Here is a 16,680-nt window from a genome sequence, read left to right on the forward strand (position 1 = left end):
ACATGAACATCGAACAGATCGCCGTGATTGGCGCCGGCACCATGGGCAACGGCATTGCCCAGGTGTGTGCAGTAGCCGGCTACCAGGTGTTGCTGGTGGATGTTTCCGACGCGGCGCTGGAGCGCGGCGTGGCCACCCTGAGCAAGAACCTCGAGCGCCAGGTCAGCAAGGGCACCCTCGATGCGGACAAGGCTGCGGCGGCGAAGACGCGTATCCGCACCAGCACCGACTACACCCTGCTCAGCGGTGCGCAACTGGTGATCGAGGCGGCCAGCGAAAACCTGCAACTCAAGCAACGCATCCTGCAGCAGGTTGCAGCCAATGTTGCAGCCGAGTGCATCATCGCCACCAATACCTCATCGCTTTCCGTCACCCAGCTGGCCGCCAGCATCGAGCACCCCGAGCGTTTCATCGGCGTGCATTTCTTCAACCCGGTGCCGATGATGGCTCTGGTCGAGATCATCCGCGGCCTGCAGACCAGCGACAGCACCTATGCCCAGGCGCTGGTGGTGACCGAAAAGGTCGGCAAGACCCCGATCACTGCCGGTAACCGCCCGGGCTTCGTGGTCAACCGCATCCTGGTGCCGATGATCAACGAAGCGATCTTCGTGCGTCAGGAAGGCCTGGCCAGTGCCGAGGACATCGACACGGGCATGCGCCTGGGCTGCAACCAGCCGATCGGCCCGCTGGCCCTGGCCGACCTGATCGGCCTGGACACGCTGCTGGCGATCATGGAAGCCTTCCATGAAGGTTTCAACGACAGCAAGTACCGCCCTGCCCCGCTGCTCAAGGAAATGGTCGCGGCCGGTTGGCTGGGACGCAAGAGCGGCCGCGGCTTCTTCACCTACTGAGGAGCGAACGCCATGCCCCCGGTCAATGCCGCGATGCGCTGTGCCAATTTCGAGGAGCGACGTGAGCGGGCCATGGCGCTGTTTGCCGAAAAGGGCTTTGGCCAGGTCAGCATGCGCGAGCTGGCGGCCCATGTGGGGCTGACCGCCGGCTCGCTGTACCATCACTTCCCCAGCAAGCAGGACTTGTTGTACGACTTGATCGAAGAGTTGTACGAAGAGTTGCAGGCCACCCTGGACCAGGGCCGCCGGGCCATGGCCCGCGGGGCATCGGCGTTGAGTTGCCTGATTGCCGCACACTGGCAGTTGCACGCCGAGCGGCCGATGCAGTTTCGCCTGGCAGAACGCGACTTGTGTTGCCTGAGTGACGACCAGCAGGCGCGCCTGGCCTTGTTGCGCAAACGCTATGAGGCGGGGTTGCTGAGGTTGATCGCACCACAGGCGAAGCTGCAGGGGGAAGCCCTGGTGGCTACCGCGCATGTGGTGGCGACGCTGCTGAACCAGTTGCCGGGGCTGTTGCAGGCCTTGCCCGAAGAACAGGGGCTGGGATTAATGGAAAGCATGCTGGTGGGTGGGCTGGAGCGGACACTGCGCTAGCCTGTTACGGCCCTTTCGCGGGTAAACCCGCTCCCACAGGAACTGTGCAAACCTTGAGACTTGCACAGTTCCTGTGGGAGCGGGTTTACCCGCGAAAGGGCCAGTGCAGGCTAGCGCAGAAGCGACTGGATCTGCTCGTGCAGGGTGTCCAGGTCGAACGGCTTGGCCAGGATCGGCGCCTTGCGCGTGATCGGGCTGCCGGATTCAAGGATCTCGGCCGGATAGCCGCTGATGAAAATCACCTTGAGGTCTGGCCGCAACTTGACCGCCGGTTCGGCAATTTCCACTCCGGATATTCCACCGGGCAGGCGGTAGTCCGTCACCATCAGGTCCAGGTGCGGTTTGCTGGCGAGGATCGCGAACGCCTGCTCGCCATCCTCGGCCACCAGTACGTGGTAGCCCTCGCCTGCCAGGTAATCACGCAGAATCATGCGAATTGCCGGTTCATCCTCGACAACCAGCACCACATCTTGTGCATCTTCACTCATGTCAACGCCTTGAAATGCTTGCAACAGCCATCAGACCCCAGGCTCATGCAGAGGTTGCCCGCGCCTGGTCGTTTTGTTGTTCGCAGGCTGCCAACGGCAACTGCAGGGTGAACGTGGCACCCTTGCCCTCCTCGCTGTCGAGCAGGATACGCCCGCCATGGGCCTGGACGATCTGCTCCGATATGTACAGCCCCAGGCCCAGGCCACCACTGGCCTGCTGGGTAGCCACCCGCTCGAACTGCTGGAAAATGCGCTGCTGGTTGGCCGCGCCAATGCCGATGCCGTGGTCCTGTACTTGCACGCAGGCCAGGCCATCTTCCTCGAAGACGCGCACCTGCACCGGTTTGCGCTCACCGTAGCGCAAGGCATTGGACAACAGGTTGGCCAGCACTTGCTCGATGCGAAACTCGTCCCATTCACCGTGCAGCGGCTCGCAGCGTTGCAGTTCGATGTGGGTATCCAGGGCGATGGCCTGGGCCGCAAAGTTCTCCACCAGGCCCCGCACCAACTGGCCCAGGTCGAACGCCTTGGGCCGCAGCGACAGTTTCCCGGTACGGATGCGCGATACATCGAGCATGTCCTCGACCAGGCGGATCAGGCTGTTGATCTGCCGCTCGTCGCGCTCGACCATGGCCTGGAGCTTGTCGCTGCTGAACGCGGCAAGGTTGCCGCGCGAAAGGTGCAGCTTGCGCAGCTGGGTTTCCAGGATCAGGCCATTGAGCGGGGTGCGCACCTCATGCGACACGATCGACATGAAGTCATCGCGCATGCGCACGGCATGCTCCAGCTCGGCCCGCGCCGTCTGCAACTGCGCCAGCAGCATTTCCTGTTCCTGGCGGCTGCGCTCCAGCGCCTGCAACTGGCGGTCGAGAACCTTGCGCTGGCGGTACAGGTCGACGAACACCGATACCTTGCTCTTCACCGCCAGAGTGTCGAGCGGCTTGTGCAGGAAGTCCACCGCACCGCTTTCGTAGCCCTTGAAGGCGTAGTTCATCTCACGCCCGGCGGCAGTGACGAAGACAATGGGAATGTTGCGGGTCTTTTCCGTACCGCGCATCAGCTCGGCCAGCTCGAAACCGTTCATGCCTGGCATCTGCACATCGAGGATGGCCAGGGCGAACTCATGTTCGAGCAACAGCGACAACGCGGCTTCGGCAGACTGGGCCTGGTGCACCTCGCGGTCTTCGCCCTGGATCAAGGCGTCGAGGGCCAGCAGGTTTTCCGGCAGGTCATCGACGATCAGCAGTTTGGCGACGGTGTGGCTTAGCATGCGCTGGATTCCAGGGCAGCGAGCAACTGCTCGATACCACTCAAAGTAAGGATATGGTCAGGCTGGTGCAGGGCCAAGGCAGCCTCTGGCATCAACGCGACCTGTGCGTCGCGAGGGTCCTGGACGATGGTCCGGCCCCCGCTGTTCTTGATATAGGCAAGCCCTGCGGCACCATCTTCATTGGCACCGGTGAGCAGCATGCCGAGCAGGCCGGCACCGTAGGCATCGGCTGCCGACATGAACAGGTAATCGATTGCTGGCCGGGAATAATGCAGCGGCGGCTCCTGGCTGAGCGACAGGGTGAAATCGCGCTCCACCGACAGGTGGTAACCCGGCCCGGCCACGTAGATCTGCCCGGGCCGTAGCGACTCCTTGTCGCGCGCCTCGCACACGGGCCGATGCAAACGGCGTTGCAGCACTTCGGCCAGCTGGCTGTCGCGGTCATCCGGCAGGTGCAGCACGCAGACCACCGGCAGGGCAAAGCCGGCCGGCAACGCGCCGAGCACCTTGAACAGGGCCGTTACCCCGCCCGCCGAGGCGCCGATCACCACTGCGCGCACGCCGTTCATGACTTGCGGTAGATCCGTTCGGGCTTGACCAGCGGCTCGAAACGCTCGGCATAGGCGGAAAAGTCCACCGACTCCTTGCTGCCCAACACCAGGAAGCCGCGGTGGCACAGGGACTCGTGGAACAGCCCCAGGGCGCGGTCCTGCAATACCTTGTCAAAGTAGATGAGGACGTTGCGGCACGACACCAGCTGGGTTTCGGAAAACACGCTGTCGGTGGCCAGGCTATGGTCGGCGAAGGTCACGTTTTCGCGCAGCGAGCTATCCATGATGGCATTGCCGTAGGCCGCCGTGTAGTAGTCGGAAAAGTCCCGCCGGCCACCGGCCAGGCGGTAGTTTTCAGCGTATTCGTACATGCTCTGCATCGAGTAGATACCCTGCTTGGCCTTGTCCAGCGAATGCGGGTTGATGTCGGTGGCGTAGATGATGGTGCGCTCCAGCAACCCTTCTTCGCGCAGCAGGATGGCCATCGAATAGACCTCCTCGCCGGTACTGCAGCCGGCAATCCAGACCTTGATCGATGGCCAGGTGCGCAGCAGCGGCACCACCTCGTTGCGCAGCGCCAGAAAGTGCTCCGGGTCGCGAAACATCTCGCTGACCGGAATCGTCAGGTACTGCAGCAATTGCATGAACATGCCGGGGTCGTGCAGCACGCGCTCCTGCAGTGCCGATACCGTCAGGCAATCGAACTGGCGCAGCGCATGCAGGATCCGGCGCTTGATCGAAGCGCCGGAATAGTTGCGGAAATCGTAGCTGTACTTGAGATAGATGGCCTCGATCAGCAAGCGGATTTCGATGTCGGTGTTACGTTCGCTAGTCAAATTCGCTCCAGTTGCGGCAGCCAGACACGGATCAGCGAGAACAGGCGGTCCAGCTCGATCGGTTTGGCCAGGTAATCGTTGGCGCCAGCCTGCAGGCAACGCTGCTGGTCATCCTTCATCGCCTTGGCGGTCACGGCGATGATCGGCAATTTGCGCCACCGCGCTTGCTGGCGGATCAGCCGGGTAGCCTCGAAGCCGTCCATTTCCGGCATCATCACATCCATCAGCACCAGGTCGATGTCATCATGCTGCTCCAGGCGCTCGATGGCTTCTCGCCCGTTGCGACCGATCTCGACGATCGCGCCCTTTTGTTCCAGCGCGCTGGTGAGGGCGAAGATGTTGCGCACGTCGTCGTCCACCAGCAGCACCTTGCGGCCCTCGAACACCTTGTCGCGGCTGCGCGCAGTCTTGAGCATGCGCTGGCGTTCGTTGGACAACTGCGATTCGACCTTGTGCAGAAACAGTGTCACTTCGTCGAGCAGGCGTTCCGGCGAGCGCGCGCCCTTGATGATGATCGAGCGCGAATACTTGAGCAGGTCGGCTTCTTCTTCACGGGTCAGGTTGCGCCCGGTATACACGATCACCGGCGGGAAGGCACGGATGTCCTCGGCGGTCATGCGCTTGAGCAGCTCGTTGCCGAGCATGTCCGGCAGCTTGAGGTCGATGATCATGCAGTCGTAGATGTTCTCGCGCAGCAGCGCCAGGGCATCCTTGGCCATGGCCACAGCGGTGATCTCGACATCATCGTCGCCGATCAGCCGGGCAATGCTCTCGCGCTGCAGGTCGTCGTCCTCCACCAGCAGGATGTGCTTGAGCTTCTGGGTCAGCTTGGCTTCCAGGCGAGCAAACACTTCCTTGAGTTCCTCGCGGCTGGTGGGCTTGACCGCATAGCCGACGGCGCCCATGTGCATGGCCGCCTCGACCCGGTCTTCCACGGAAATGACATGCACCGGGATGTGCCGGGTGCTGGCCTGTTCCTTCAGGCGTTGCAGCACGGTGAGGCCGGAATGGTCGGGCAGGCGCATGTCCAGCAGGATGGCATCGGGAATGTACTGCACGGCCAGTTCGAAGCCCTCGTCGGCGCCCTGCGCGACCAGGCAGCTGTAACCCAGCTCGTGGGCCAGGTCGAACAGGATACGGGCGAAGTTCGGTTCGTCTTCGATCACCAGGATGCAGCGGTTGGCGAACGGCGCATGCTCGCGGTCGTCGGCGAATGCCGGGGCCGGGCGCTGCGGCTTCACCGCGACGGGTGTCGGCGAAGCCGGTGGCAAGGCATCGACCGCCGGGCGCAGGGCGAGCGGTTCGGCCGTCTGTGCCTCACGCTCGTAGCGCTCCGGCAGGGTCAGGCTGAACACGCTGCCCTGGCCGGGGCTGCTGTTGACAGTGATCTGCCCACCCAGCAAATGCGCCAGGTCGCGAGAAATCGACAACCCCAGGCCGGTGCCGCCATAACGCCGGTTGCTGGTGCCATCGACCTGATGAAAGGCACCGAAGATCGCCTGCTGCTGGTCGGCGGCAATACCGATGCCGGTATCCCGCACGGCAAAGATGATGCCGCTGTCGGGCTGGTAGCCGATGTTCAGGCTGACCTGGCCGCGCTCGGTGAACTTGATGGCGTTGGACAGCAGGTTCTTGAGGATCTGCTCCAGGCGCTGCCGGTCGGTGAACAGGGTGGCTGGCACCTGGGCGTCGGTGACCACCTCGAAGGCCAGGCCCTTGTGCCCTGCCAACGGTTCGAACATGCCGCGCAGGCCTTCGACCAGGCGCTCCAGCTGGGTGGTTTCCGGGCGCACTTCCAGCTTGCCGGCCTCCACCTTGGCGATGTCGAGGATGTCGTTGATCAGGTTGAGCAAGTCGTTGCCGGCCGAGTAGATGGATTCGGCGAACTTGACCTGTTCCTCGCTGAGGTTGCCTTCCACGTTCTCGGCCAGCAGCTTGGCCAGGATCAGCGAACTGTTCAGCGGTGTGCGCAGCTCGTGGGACATGTTGGCGAGGAACTCGGACTTGTACTTGCTCGAACGCTGCAACTCCTCGGCGCGCGCCTGCAGTTGCTCCTGGGCGTGGAGCAGCTCATCGTTCTTGCGGTCCAGCGCCTCGGTGCGCTCGGACAACTGCTCGTTGGTCTGCTCCAGCTCCGCCTGCTGGGTTTCCAGGTGAGCCTGGGACTCCTTGAGCACGCGGGACTGTTCCTCCAGCTCTTCGTTGGCGGTTTTCAGCTCTTCCTGCTGCACCTGCAGCTCTTCGTTCAGTTGCTGGGTTTCGGCCAGCACTTCCTGCAGGCGCTGGCGGTAACGGGCGCTGTCGATAGAGATACCGATGTTGCCACCGAGCCGTTGCAACAGTTCCTCGTCACGTGGTTGCAAGGGCCGCAGGAAGCCCAGCTCGAGCACGCCATTGACCTGCGTGCCCTCGCCAGCCGGCATCAGCACAGCGCTGAGCGGCAAGCCCCGGCCCAGGCCGGAGCTGAGGTGGAAATAGCCCTCTGGCAAGTTCTCCAGGCGCAGCAGGCGCCCCTCGCGCACGGCCTGGGCCAGCAAGCCTTCGTGGTCGCCCAGCAGCTGTTCGCGGGCCTGTTCTTCGGCATCCAGGCCGTAACAGGCCACCCGCACCAGGTGGCCGTGCTCGTCACGCACGTACATGGCCCCGACCACGCTGCCCAGGTAGCCAGCAAAAAAGCGCAGGATATTGTCGCCCAGCATGGACAGGGTCAGCTGGCCCAGTACCTGCTCGGCAAGCTGGGTCTGGCCGTTGCGCAGCCAGGCCTGATGTTCCAGGTGCTCGGTGGCGCGTTGCTGGGCGTGCAGGTTTGCATCGTAGCTGGCTGACAGCGCCAGCAGGTCACGCCGCCCCAGGTAGGCGAGCAAGGCGCTCAGGCCGACGATGAACAGCACGAACGACAGCATGACCGTCACCGTGACACTGCTGACCCGCTCGTTACGGGCCATGCGCAGCTGCTGCTCGGCACTGATCAGGGCATCGAACTCTTTGCGGATCTCATCGGTCAGGCGCTTGCCGCGACCACTGCCGATCGTCGCGCGGTAGTCGCCCTGGCTGCGGCGCTGGGCAATCAGTTCGCTGCCAAAGGCGTTCCAGGCCTGTTGCAAGGCGATCAAGCGGTCAATGCGCTCGACCTGCTGCGGGTTGTCCTCGACCATGCTGCGCAGGCCCTGCAGGCTGCCGAAAATACGCGGTTTGGCCACCTCATAAGGATCGAGAAAACTCTCGTCGCCGGTGATCAGGAAGCCGCGCATACCGGTCTCCATGTCGATCGACAGCTTGACCGTCTCGTTGGCATTGCCGATGACCCGGTCGGTGTGCTCGACCCACTGCATGGCCGACAGCAGGTAGTTGATCACCCCGACAAAGGCCAAGGCCCCCAGCAGGCCCACCCCCAAAGGGAGGCCGACGTTGCGGGTCAACAACTTGCGGAAGCTGCGCTGGTCCATCGAGGCTGCTTGAATCATGTGAAAACGCCCGAGCAAGAAAAGTCCATGAAGAGTGTGGCCGATCAATCGTTGTCGTTATCTGCCACTGCACCGTCCTGTCAAGCGAGTCTAACCAGCTTTACCGGGTCTGGCAGGGCATTTAGCCAGTATTTGAAGGTGGTGTGCGCCAATCGTTCCATCTGATTGCATGGACCGGTATCCTCGGGGAACTTCTGCTGCCACCCGGAGCACAGATTAAAGACATTCCATTTGTACAGGATCGCAACCATGCACCTTCTGGTAGTCGAAGACGACGACATCGTCCGCATGCTGATGGTCGAAGTGCTCGACGAGTCAGGCTACACGGTCATTCAGGCGGAAAACGCCAGCGCAGCGCTGCGCATCCTCGAAAAACCGGACCAGGCGCTGGCGCTGATGATGACCGACGTGGGGTTGCCGGACATGCGCGGCGAGGCGCTGGCGGCCAAGGCGCGCGAACTGCGCCCGCGACTGCCGGTGCTGTTCGCCAGCGGCTATGCCGAAAGCGTCGATGTGCCAGCAGGCATGCACCTGATCAGCAAACCGTTCACCATTGACCAATTGCGGGATAAGGTGATGGCCATCGTGGGCCCGGCTTGAGATGGGCGCAGCAGGCTTCGCGGGCCTTGCCCGCTCCCAGGCTGACCGCGTGGCCGCCAGCTGATTTTGGTATCCGCACCTTACAAGGCCCTGCGCAACAGATAGGTATCCATGATCCACCCCTTGCGCGCCCGCTCCCGTTCGCGCACTTCCAGGATCTGCGCCTTCACCGCCGGCAACGGCCCGGCAATCAGTACTTCATCTTCGGTCCCCAGATACGCACCCCAGTAGATCATCAACGCCGGGTCATCGAGCTGGGCAAATGCGCACTGGCCGTCGAGCATCACCACCACGTTGTCGATACGCCCCTGTGTCGCCAGGCATCGCCCTGGCAGCACCGTCAGTGGTTCACCAATACGGTTGAGCGGCACCTGGTGACGCGCAGCCAGGGCCTGCACGCTGCTGATGCCGGGAATCACCCGCAGGCGCAGCGCGACGCCGCGCTCGCGAACCAGGTCCAGAATGCGCAGGGTACTGTCATACAAGGTCGGCTCGCCCCACAACAGGAAGGCGCCCACTTCCCCGGCGCCGACTTCCTGGTTGATCAGCTGCGCGTACAGGACCGCACGCTGGCGGTGCCAGTGCTGTACCGCACCCAGGTAGCCATCGGCATGCGCCTCGCGCACAGGGTCGGCCACCTGCACCAGGCGATAGCCGCCCTCGGGCCGGTAACGTTGCAGGATGGCCTTGCGCAATTGCACCAGCTCATCCTTGTCGGAGCCCTTGTCGAGCACGAAGAACACGCTGGCCTGGCCCAGCGCCTCGACCGCCTCGTAGGTGATCTGGCGCGGGTCACCGGAGCCGATGCCGATCAACAACAGGTCTTTCATTGCCCTGCCCTTTGCGCGAACCAGCAGCCATTGTCAGGCGGCTGCCGGTATTTGGCAAAGCAAGCGATCAGAACAGCGAGAAGTTGTAGCTGACGATGACCCGTGTCTCGTCCATGTCACGCGCCCAACGTTCATAGTTGCTGCGGTAAGTGGAATTGCGCAGGCGTACGCTGACGTCCTTGAACGTGCCAGTTTGCACCTGGTACTTGAATTCGGTGTCGCGTTCCCATTCCTTGCCTTCGGCCATACTGCCCGGCACCTTGATACTGTCGCCGTTGATGTAACGGGTGAAGAAGGTCAGGCCGGGTACACCCTGGGCTTTGAAGTCATAGTCATAACGCACTTGCCAGGAGCGTTCCTGGGCGGCGGCGAAATCGTTGACCTGGGCATAGTTGACCAGGTATGGGTTGCTGCCATCCAGGTACGGCATGGCACTGTCGCCGTACATACGCTGCCAGCCGGCACTGATCTTGTGGCCACCCAGGCTGTAGCCGAGCATGCTGCTGAATGCACGGTGGTCGATTTCGCCCGCGCGCGCATTGCCGATATCGTCACTCTTGATGACACGCAGGTCGGCCGACAGGCTGCCCACCGCCAGCGGCTGGCTGGCCACCAGGCCGAGGAAATGCTGGCGGTAGATGTCGTCCAGCCTGGCCACCTGGTACTGGGCGCTGAGCCGCTCGCTGAAGCGGTAATCGACACCGGCCAGGTCGAAATGGTCGGCTTCGATATCACAGGCATAACGCTTGTTCTTGCAGTGCACGCGAATGTCCTGGCGGTCGGTGGAATCGCGCGCGGTGTACTGGTTCAGGCGTGCCAGGGTGAACTTCAGGTCGCGCAACTCTTCGGAAGTGAGCATGGCGCCATGGAACATGGTCGGCAGCAGACGGCCGTCGTTGTATTTGAGCAGCGGCACATCCGGCATCATCGAACCGTACTTGAGTACGGTACTGGACAGCTTGGCCTTGGCGGCCAGGCCCATCTTCGCGTACTGATCGGCAGAGTGCCGCGGGTCGTGGCCAGAAGACGGCAACAGGCCGCTGTTACTGTCCGCCGGGCTGGAATCCAGTTTGAAACCGAACATGCCCAGTGCATCCACGCCAACCCCTACCGGCCCCTGAGTAAAACCGGACTGCACATTGAAAATGAAGCCCTGCGCCCATTCTTCGCGCTTGGACGCACCCTGGCTGGAACTGCTGTGGCCGTCACGAAAGTCTCGGTTGAAATAGACATTGCGTGCTTCAACCTTGGCACTGCTGTCTTCAAGAAAACCGGCGGCCTGGGCATTGGCACCGGCACACAACAGGAACAGGCCGGCAACACGACGCCCGGGGGCGAGGGGGAAAGGGGCAAACATGCGAGGAAACATCCAGAATCAAGGCGAGTAAGTAACCTGTGGCACAAGCTGGCCACGGTATTGCGGCGCGACCGAAGAATAGACGGCCATCATCTGAAATCGTCGCTCAACCGCTCTGGAACGGGCAATTGGACCATGGTCTAAGCGCCGGGAAGGGCAACGTTGAAGGAAAAGAAAAATAACGCACGTGACGCCGAGAAAGTTCCCCGCTTACTTCAAAAAAAGTTTGCAGTTTACCCGGTACTCGTGAATGACTACACTCGATATCAGCGAACAACAGAACCCACCCGCGTGGCCGGCGTTTTTATTTCTTCAATGTTCGTCACGCCCTGCCACCCCGACGTACAGGAGTGATTACAGTGTCCAGACTTGCAGAGTTTCGTGCTGCCGAAAAAGCGCTCCAGGAACAGATGGCGCAACTGGAAGCGTTGAAAAAGGATGCCGGCCTCAAACGCGAAATCGAATTCGAGCAGAAACTAGTCGGCCTGATGAAAAGCTATGACAAGAGCCTGCGCGATATCATTGCCATTCTCGATCCGAAGGCCGTGACCCGGGCGCCCATTGCAGCCCCCAAACAACAGCGTCGCCCCCGCGTAGTGAAGGTTTACACCAACCCGCACACCGGCGAACGAATCGAAACCAAAGGCGGTAATCACCGTGGCCTGAAGGCCTGGAAAGAGCAGTACGGAGCCGCCACGGTCGAAAGCTGGGTACGCTGATGAAACGTCCACGTGCACTTCACACTTTTTTCACAACGGCTGGCTCAGTATCGAGACAGCTAAAGGACTAGCGACCCCATCACGCGCCCGCACATGCGGGCCTCTAATTCCAGCGCCCTGCCTCATGCAGGGCGCTTTCATTTGCGCAATCGGCGTACTGCCGTATCATGGCCAGCCTGTCTGTTTTGCCGGTCCCCTGCGCCCGGCCTTGCCTCAGGAGTTCCCATGAGCCTGCACGATCTGCAAACCCTGCCTGGCGTCACCGCACAACCGGACGCTGCCACTGCGCAGTTCGTCTTCAACCACACCATGCTGCGGGTCAAGGACATCGAAAAGTCCCTGGACTTCTACACCCGCGTGCTGGGCTTCCGCCTGGTGGACAAACGCGACTTCCCCGAAGCGGCCTTCAGCCTGTATTTCCTGGCCCTGGTCGACCCGGCGCAGATCCCCGCCGATGACGCCAAACGCCACCAGTGGATGAAGTCGATCCCCGGCGTGCTGGAGCTGACCCACAACCACGGTACCGAGAACGATGCCGAGTTTGCCTACCACAACGGCAACACCGACCCGCGTGGTTTTGGCCATATCTGCGTTTCGGTACCGGATGTGCGCGCCGCCTGCGCTCGCTTCGAGGCACTGGGCGTAGCGTTCCAGAAACGCCTGCAGGATGGGCGCATGAACCACCTGGCCTTCATCAAGGACCCGGACGGTTACTGGGTCGAAGTCATCCAGCCGAGCGAACTCAAGGGCTGAGCGTTCCTCGCGGTGCGCTCGTCGGGCCGGGAACTCCCGGCCCCTTGCTGTGGTATATGGAGGTAACTGCTTCACATGCCACAGCGAGGTAAGGACGATGCAATCTCTTCACTGTGAATACCGCCAGCACACCATCACCGCCAGCGTGATGCCCCACCCCGATTCTCCCCTGCCCTATGCCGCCGGGTGCCTGATTACCGACCCCGACGGGCATACCAGCAAGCGCATGTCCATGCCGATGAAGTTCTTCTCCGACCTTGAGAACGCGCAGCATGTGTCGCTGGCCCATGGCCGGGCACTGGTGGACCAGCAACTGGATGAAGGGCACAAGGTGTTCTGATCCCGATCTGCCTGTCTTGCCCTTTCGCGGGCGAAACCGCAAAAGGGCAAGACAGGCGTAATCAGATATCCCGGGCGTAAGCCACCGCCGCCTCCACCTGCGCCGACGTCGGTCGCACCCCGGTGTACAGCACGAACTGCTCCAGCGCCTGCAGCGCGATCACCTCCAGCCCGGTGATCACCGGTTTACCCAACGCCTGCGCCCGCCGGATCAATGGTGTACGCGCCGGCATCGCAACCACGTCGAACACCCGCTCCGCCGCAGCGATGGCGTTTTCGGAAAACGCCAGCTGCTCGGCTTCCGCACCGCCCGCCATGCCGATTGGCGTCACGTTGACCAGCATCGGCGGGCACAGGTCCTCCAGCTCAGCCACCCAGCGATAGCCACAGACATCCGCCAACTGCCGCCCGGCCTGCTCGTTGCGCGCAACGATGATGCCCTCGGCGAACCCGGCATCACGCAGCGCACTGGCGACGGCTTTGGCCATGCCACCGCTACCACGCAGGGCAAACGCCGTGCGCGGGTCGACCTGGTGCTGCGCCAGCAACTGGCGTACCGCCAGGTAGTCGGTGTTGTAGGCCTTCAGATGGCCATTGGTATTGACTAGGGTATTGACCGACTCGATGGCTGCCGCGGAGGGGTCGACCTCGTCGGCCAACGCCATGCAGGCCTCCTTGTACGGCATCGATACGCCGCAGCCGCGGATACCCAGGGCGCGGATACCCGCCACCGCTGCCGGCAGATCATCAGTGCGCATGGCCTTGTAGTAGAAGTCCAGGCCCAACTGCTGGTACAGGTGGTTATGGAACCGGACCCCGAAGGTACCGGGGCGACCGGCCAGGGAGATGCACAACACGGTATCTCTGCTGGGGTTTGTCGACATAACCTGCTCCTTTGTCATAACTGAAACGTTTGTGCAGCGTAGCAGAGGCAACCATTGGTCGTCCCTTACACAACCTTTACCGTCTCCCTGTGCTCGGCAGACAAAGAGTGAGGTCATAGTAATAGGACCCCACAGTTGGGGTGTCCTTGCGAGGTTGCTTATGAACCGCCTCATTCCTGGAATTGCCCTGCTGGCCGGTGCCCTGGCCATCAGCGGGCCCGCTGCCGCCCACGGTGGCCATGGCGGCGGTGGTTGGTATGGCCCAGGCCCGCTGCTAGGTGCCGCCGTGGTTGGAGCGGTGGTCGGGGCTACGGTGTATGGCGGGCGCGAGCGTACCGTGTATGTCGAGCGTCAGCCGGTGTACTACGCGCCACCTCCGGTGTACGTGCAGCCGCCACCGCCGGTGTATTACCAACCGTACTATGCGCCACCCCCGGGCTACCGCAGATACTACGGCCCGCCGCCGGTGTATTACGGCCCGCCTCGCTGGTGAGAGTTGATAGAACTAATGACCACTATCGAGGAAGTTGATTTCAAACCGCCTCGGCTGCTGCGTATGGTGGAGCCATGTTTACAGGAGGTCCCCATGGCCACTATCCAGATCATGTCCGTTGTCGGCAGTGCCGTCCCCGCTTCGCTGCGTGAGCAAGGCCTGCTGGCCTGCTGGTACCTGGTACGCAACGGCGAAGCCGTTAGCGGCCCGATGCCGAGCCGGGCCTCGGCCCAGGCGCTGATCGAACAGCTGCAACCAGGCACCCTGGTCGCCTGACCCGTATTTGTTGTGCGTTGCTCCCTACGCCCTTCTGGCCCGCCTTATTGGCGGGTCTTTTTTTTCATTGGCGCAGGCCGGCTGGTTTGTGTTGTCGGCGTAGTCGATTCAGCCTGGCGCCAGCTACGGCAGAAAAAATTTACCTTCACGCCTATTTAGCAATGAGCTAAACACTGGCATGCTTCGCCTCATGGACATCTACGAAATCCGCAAGCACAACCTGGTCAAGCTGATCGGCAACCAGCGAAAAGGCTCCTGTGCAGAACGCTGGGGCATGGCTCCTGCACACCTCAGTCAGATCCTCTCGAACAAGACAGCGAAGAACCTGGGTGATGACGTGGCCCGTAGAATCGAGGGTATCGAAGGCTTGCCCCGGGGGTGGTTCGACACCATGGCGGTGGATGAGCAGGTACAGGCTGACGTTGGCGACAGCAGGCTGTGCGCAACTGACCTGGTCAAGCAGATGCTGGCCAGAAGCGGCAAAGGCATTCCCGAAGAAACCCGGCAACGGCTGCTGGCTGCTGCCGAGGAGCCGCTGAAGGCCACGCTGGTCAAGGCCGACCTGGCTCAGCCCGGCCTGGTGGGTGACGAGGTATGGATTGCCCACTATGACGTGCGGGCGGCCATGGGCGGCGGGCAGATCCCCCACGACTACCCCGAGATGTTCAAGGACGTCCGCGTCAGCCCAAGCCACCTGCGCGAGCTGGGCGTGGAATTCAGCGACCATCACCACCTGAAGATGGTGACCGGCTGGGGCCAGTCGATGGAGCCGACCATCAGGCACCGTGACCCGCTGATCGTGGACGTCAGCATCCGGGAGTTCGTCGGCGATGGCATCTACCTGTTCTGCTGGGGTGATCACCTCTATATCAAGCGGCTGCAGATTGCCGATGAAGAGCATTTCGAAATGATTTCCGACAACTCGCGACACAAGGACCGCATGGTCCGGCGAGAAGAAACCTATATCCAGGCCAGGGTGCTGCTGGTGTGGAATGCGCACCTGGTATGACGCCAAGCCCGCCCTCCCGGCGGGCTTTTTTCTGCAACTCAGAACGGTGCAGCCTTCCCGACCTGCTGCTCGACGGCAAGATCGTCGCGCGTACCCAGGCCGCTGCGCGACCAACGCAGCGTGACAGTGTCGTCATCGTTGAAGGCAAGGTCCAACTCAGGCGTTTCAGCCAGCAGGCCCATCACTTCTTCCCACTCAGCCTCACCGTCCGTATCCAGGCGATGGACCACAACCCAACGCTGGGTCTGTGCCAGCGGGTGGTTGATCATCGCTGACACCCGAAGGCTAAGCCGCTCTAACCCGGTCATTTGCTGGCGCTGCTGCAGCGTCGGCTTCATGTGCTTGGACATAGGCTCACTCCCACACCTGTATTTTTGTACAGTATTCGGATAAAGGATAGCCCACTGCCGAAACCAAGGTAAAGCCCGTTTCCGGGAAAAGTCTGACCGGGAAAAAATTTGTCGATGAGCGAAGTTAATTTAGCTATTGGCTATTGACACGAATTTAGCGGACAGCTAACTTTTTTATCGACAGCGCCGTCATCGTCGCTGCCAGCCCAAAGGGCACAATCCGTTATCGATTATCAAGGAGTACCTCCATGAGCGTAGACATCAGCAATCTCATCCTTTCCGTTCCGGTGGCCGAATCCTCGACCAGTCTGGTCGCCGACGAACTCACCGGCAGCGAAGCCATCGTCCAGTATCCAGAATATGTGTCAGTGCTCGACGACGGTTCGGTGCAGCTGTCTGCCCCAACCAAAGGCGCGTCGAGCAAAAGCACCCACCGGACACGCTGCGAGTGGTCGGAGCCGACCTACTGGACGCTGGCCGGTGCCCCGAATCACTGGAATCGGCAAGTGATGACCCTGACCAAGGTCAACTGGGCGCAGAAGGTGGTCGTGGCGCAGATGCACGTGTACGGCGACGACAGCCCGCCGGTGAAGGTGTTCTGGAGAAAAGGCGATATCACCCTGGGGTTCCGGCAGACCTACAACCAGACCGATCCGGTGAACTCGACGGTGCTCAGGGGTGTACCGCTGGGGGCGAAGTTTTCCGTGAGCATCCACGCCACCGCCCAGGGCACCGTCAACGTGACCGCCAGTTGCAACGGGGTGACCGGCAGCTCCGGCGACCTGCCGTTCGACAGCAGCTGGGCAGCGCACCAGTTCGAATTCCATGGTGGGGTGTACAACCAGGTCGATTACACCGATACGACCCCACCCGATGATGGCTCGATCTGCATCATCAGCGATCTGTCACTGGTCCATGCCTGAACTTGCCTAGCCGAAAAGACGTCCCGATGCCCTGTGCTCCGGCGCAGACAGCACGGGACGTTCTGCGACGAGGTCGCCGTTGTCTGGCCAGCG

General features: G+C 61.9%; 19 protein-coding genes. 10 read left to right on the forward strand and 9 right to left on the reverse strand.

The window, feature by feature from the left end:
* The first annotated feature begins 2 nt into the window (after positions 1-2).
* Both HU760_RS15070 and HU760_RS15075 read left to right on the forward strand, forming a co-directional pair.
* A complete protein-coding gene (locus HU760_RS15070; RefSeq protein WP_186675416.1) occupies positions 3-851 on the forward strand; it encodes a 3-hydroxybutyryl-CoA dehydrogenase in 849 nt (282 codons plus the stop codon).
* A 12-nt stretch (positions 852-863) separates the two neighbouring features.
* Positions 864-1,445 (forward strand): TetR/AcrR family transcriptional regulator, encoded by a 582-nt coding sequence (locus HU760_RS15075; RefSeq protein ID WP_186675418.1) that lies wholly within the window; start codon positions 864-866, stop codon positions 1,443-1,445.
* 110 nt (positions 1,446-1,555) lie between these two features.
* Here the strand turns inward: HU760_RS15075 and HU760_RS15080 are convergent, their stop codons facing one another.
* Genes HU760_RS15080 through HU760_RS15100 form a run of 5 tightly spaced genes read right to left on the reverse strand, consistent with a single transcriptional unit; the run spans position 1,556 to position 8,054 of the window.
* The gene (locus tag HU760_RS15080) at positions 1,556-1,933 is read right to left on the reverse strand and encodes a response regulator (protein ID WP_170029381.1); all 378 of its coding nucleotides are present in this window, start codon (positions 1,931-1,933) and stop codon (positions 1,556-1,558) included.
* A 43-nt stretch (positions 1,934-1,976) separates the two neighbouring features.
* Complete coding sequence (locus HU760_RS15085) at positions 1,977-3,203, reverse strand: hybrid sensor histidine kinase/response regulator (RefSeq protein WP_186675419.1); 1,227 nt, start codon at positions 3,201-3,203, stop codon at positions 1,977-1,979.
* Positions 3,197-3,772 (reverse strand): chemotaxis protein CheB, encoded by a 576-nt coding sequence (locus HU760_RS15090; protein WP_186675421.1) that lies wholly within the window; start codon positions 3,770-3,772, stop codon positions 3,197-3,199. Before HU760_RS15090 ends, HU760_RS15085 begins: the two co-directional genes overlap by 7 nt.
* Complete coding sequence (locus HU760_RS15095; protein WP_170029378.1) at positions 3,769-4,590, reverse strand: CheR family methyltransferase; 822 nt, start codon at positions 4,588-4,590, stop codon at positions 3,769-3,771. The genes HU760_RS15090 and HU760_RS15095 overlap by 4 nt, the downstream gene beginning before the upstream one ends.
* Positions 4,587-8,054, reverse strand: a complete 3,468-nt coding sequence (locus HU760_RS15100; RefSeq protein WP_186675423.1) for a response regulator — start codon at positions 8,052-8,054, stop codon at positions 4,587-4,589. The genes HU760_RS15095 and HU760_RS15100 overlap by 4 nt, the downstream gene beginning before the upstream one ends.
* Positions 8,055-8,303: 249 nt before the next feature.
* On the opposite strand from HU760_RS15100, the gene HU760_RS15105 reads away from it, so the two are divergent.
* Positions 8,304-8,654, forward strand: coding sequence for a response regulator (locus HU760_RS15105; protein ID WP_186675425.1), 351 nt, complete (start codon positions 8,304-8,306; stop codon positions 8,652-8,654).
* 80 nt (positions 8,655-8,734) lie between these two features.
* Here the strand turns inward: HU760_RS15105 and cobF are convergent, their stop codons facing one another.
* Both cobF and HU760_RS15115 read right to left on the reverse strand, forming a co-directional pair.
* The gene (gene cobF / locus HU760_RS15110; protein WP_186675426.1) at positions 8,735-9,484 is read right to left on the reverse strand and encodes a precorrin-6A synthase (deacetylating); all 750 of its coding nucleotides are present in this window, start codon (positions 9,482-9,484) and stop codon (positions 8,735-8,737) included.
* Positions 9,485-9,551: 67 nt separating this feature from the next.
* Positions 9,552-10,841 (reverse strand): OprD family porin, encoded by a 1,290-nt coding sequence (locus HU760_RS15115; RefSeq protein WP_186675427.1) that lies wholly within the window; start codon positions 10,839-10,841, stop codon positions 9,552-9,554.
* A 359-nt stretch (positions 10,842-11,200) separates the two neighbouring features.
* On the opposite strand from HU760_RS15115, the gene HU760_RS15120 reads away from it, so the two are divergent.
* The 3 genes from HU760_RS15120 (at position 11,201) to HU760_RS15130 (ending at position 12,653) form a co-directional block, all read left to right on the forward strand.
* Entirely contained in the window at positions 11,201-11,560 is a 360-nt protein-coding gene (locus HU760_RS15120; RefSeq protein WP_186675428.1) for a histone-like nucleoid-structuring protein, MvaT/MvaU family, read from the forward strand.
* A 225-nt stretch (positions 11,561-11,785) separates the two neighbouring features.
* Complete coding sequence (gene gloA, locus HU760_RS15125) at positions 11,786-12,313, forward strand: lactoylglutathione lyase (protein WP_186675429.1); 528 nt, start codon at positions 11,786-11,788, stop codon at positions 12,311-12,313.
* Between the two features lie 97 nt (positions 12,314-12,410).
* A complete protein-coding gene (locus HU760_RS15130) occupies positions 12,411-12,653 on the forward strand; it encodes a hypothetical protein (RefSeq protein WP_186675430.1) in 243 nt (80 codons plus the stop codon).
* A 61-nt stretch (positions 12,654-12,714) separates the two neighbouring features.
* Here HU760_RS15130 and HU760_RS15135 read toward each other — a convergent pair whose 3' ends face one another.
* Positions 12,715-13,536: a shikimate 5-dehydrogenase gene (locus tag HU760_RS15135; RefSeq protein ID WP_186675437.1), complete on the reverse strand. Its 822-nt coding sequence runs from the start codon at positions 13,534-13,536 to the stop codon at positions 12,715-12,717.
* Positions 13,537-13,696: 160 nt separating this feature from the next.
* On the opposite strand from HU760_RS15135, the gene HU760_RS15140 reads away from it, so the two are divergent.
* From HU760_RS15140 to HU760_RS15150, 3 genes are all read left to right on the forward strand, one after another.
* Positions 13,697-14,029, forward strand: a complete 333-nt coding sequence (locus tag HU760_RS15140; RefSeq protein ID WP_186675439.1) for a hypothetical protein — start codon at positions 13,697-13,699, stop codon at positions 14,027-14,029.
* Positions 14,030-14,122: 93 nt separating this feature from the next.
* Entirely contained in the window at positions 14,123-14,305 is a 183-nt protein-coding gene (locus tag HU760_RS15145; RefSeq protein WP_186675441.1) for a hypothetical protein, read from the forward strand.
* 190 nt (positions 14,306-14,495) lie between these two features.
* Positions 14,496-15,314 (forward strand): S24 family peptidase, encoded by an 819-nt coding sequence (locus tag HU760_RS15150; RefSeq protein WP_186675929.1) that lies wholly within the window; start codon positions 14,496-14,498, stop codon positions 15,312-15,314.
* Positions 15,315-15,352: 38 nt separating this feature from the next.
* Here the strand turns inward: HU760_RS15150 and HU760_RS15155 are convergent, their stop codons facing one another.
* On the reverse strand, positions 15,353-15,664 hold the full coding sequence (locus HU760_RS15155; protein ID WP_186675443.1) for a DUF1654 domain-containing protein: 312 nt from the start codon (positions 15,662-15,664) through the stop codon (positions 15,353-15,355).
* 248 nt (positions 15,665-15,912) lie between these two features.
* On the opposite strand from HU760_RS15155, the gene HU760_RS15160 reads away from it, so the two are divergent.
* Positions 15,913-16,587, forward strand: a complete 675-nt coding sequence (locus tag HU760_RS15160) for a polysaccharide lyase family 7 protein (protein ID WP_186675445.1) — start codon at positions 15,913-15,915, stop codon at positions 16,585-16,587.
* Positions 16,588-16,680 lie beyond the last annotated feature (93 nt).

Origin of the sequence: Pseudomonas oryzicola, from assembly GCF_014269185.2 — a bacterium.
Lineage (GTDB): Bacteria > Pseudomonadota > Gammaproteobacteria > Pseudomonadales > Pseudomonadaceae > Aquipseudomonas > Aquipseudomonas oryzicola.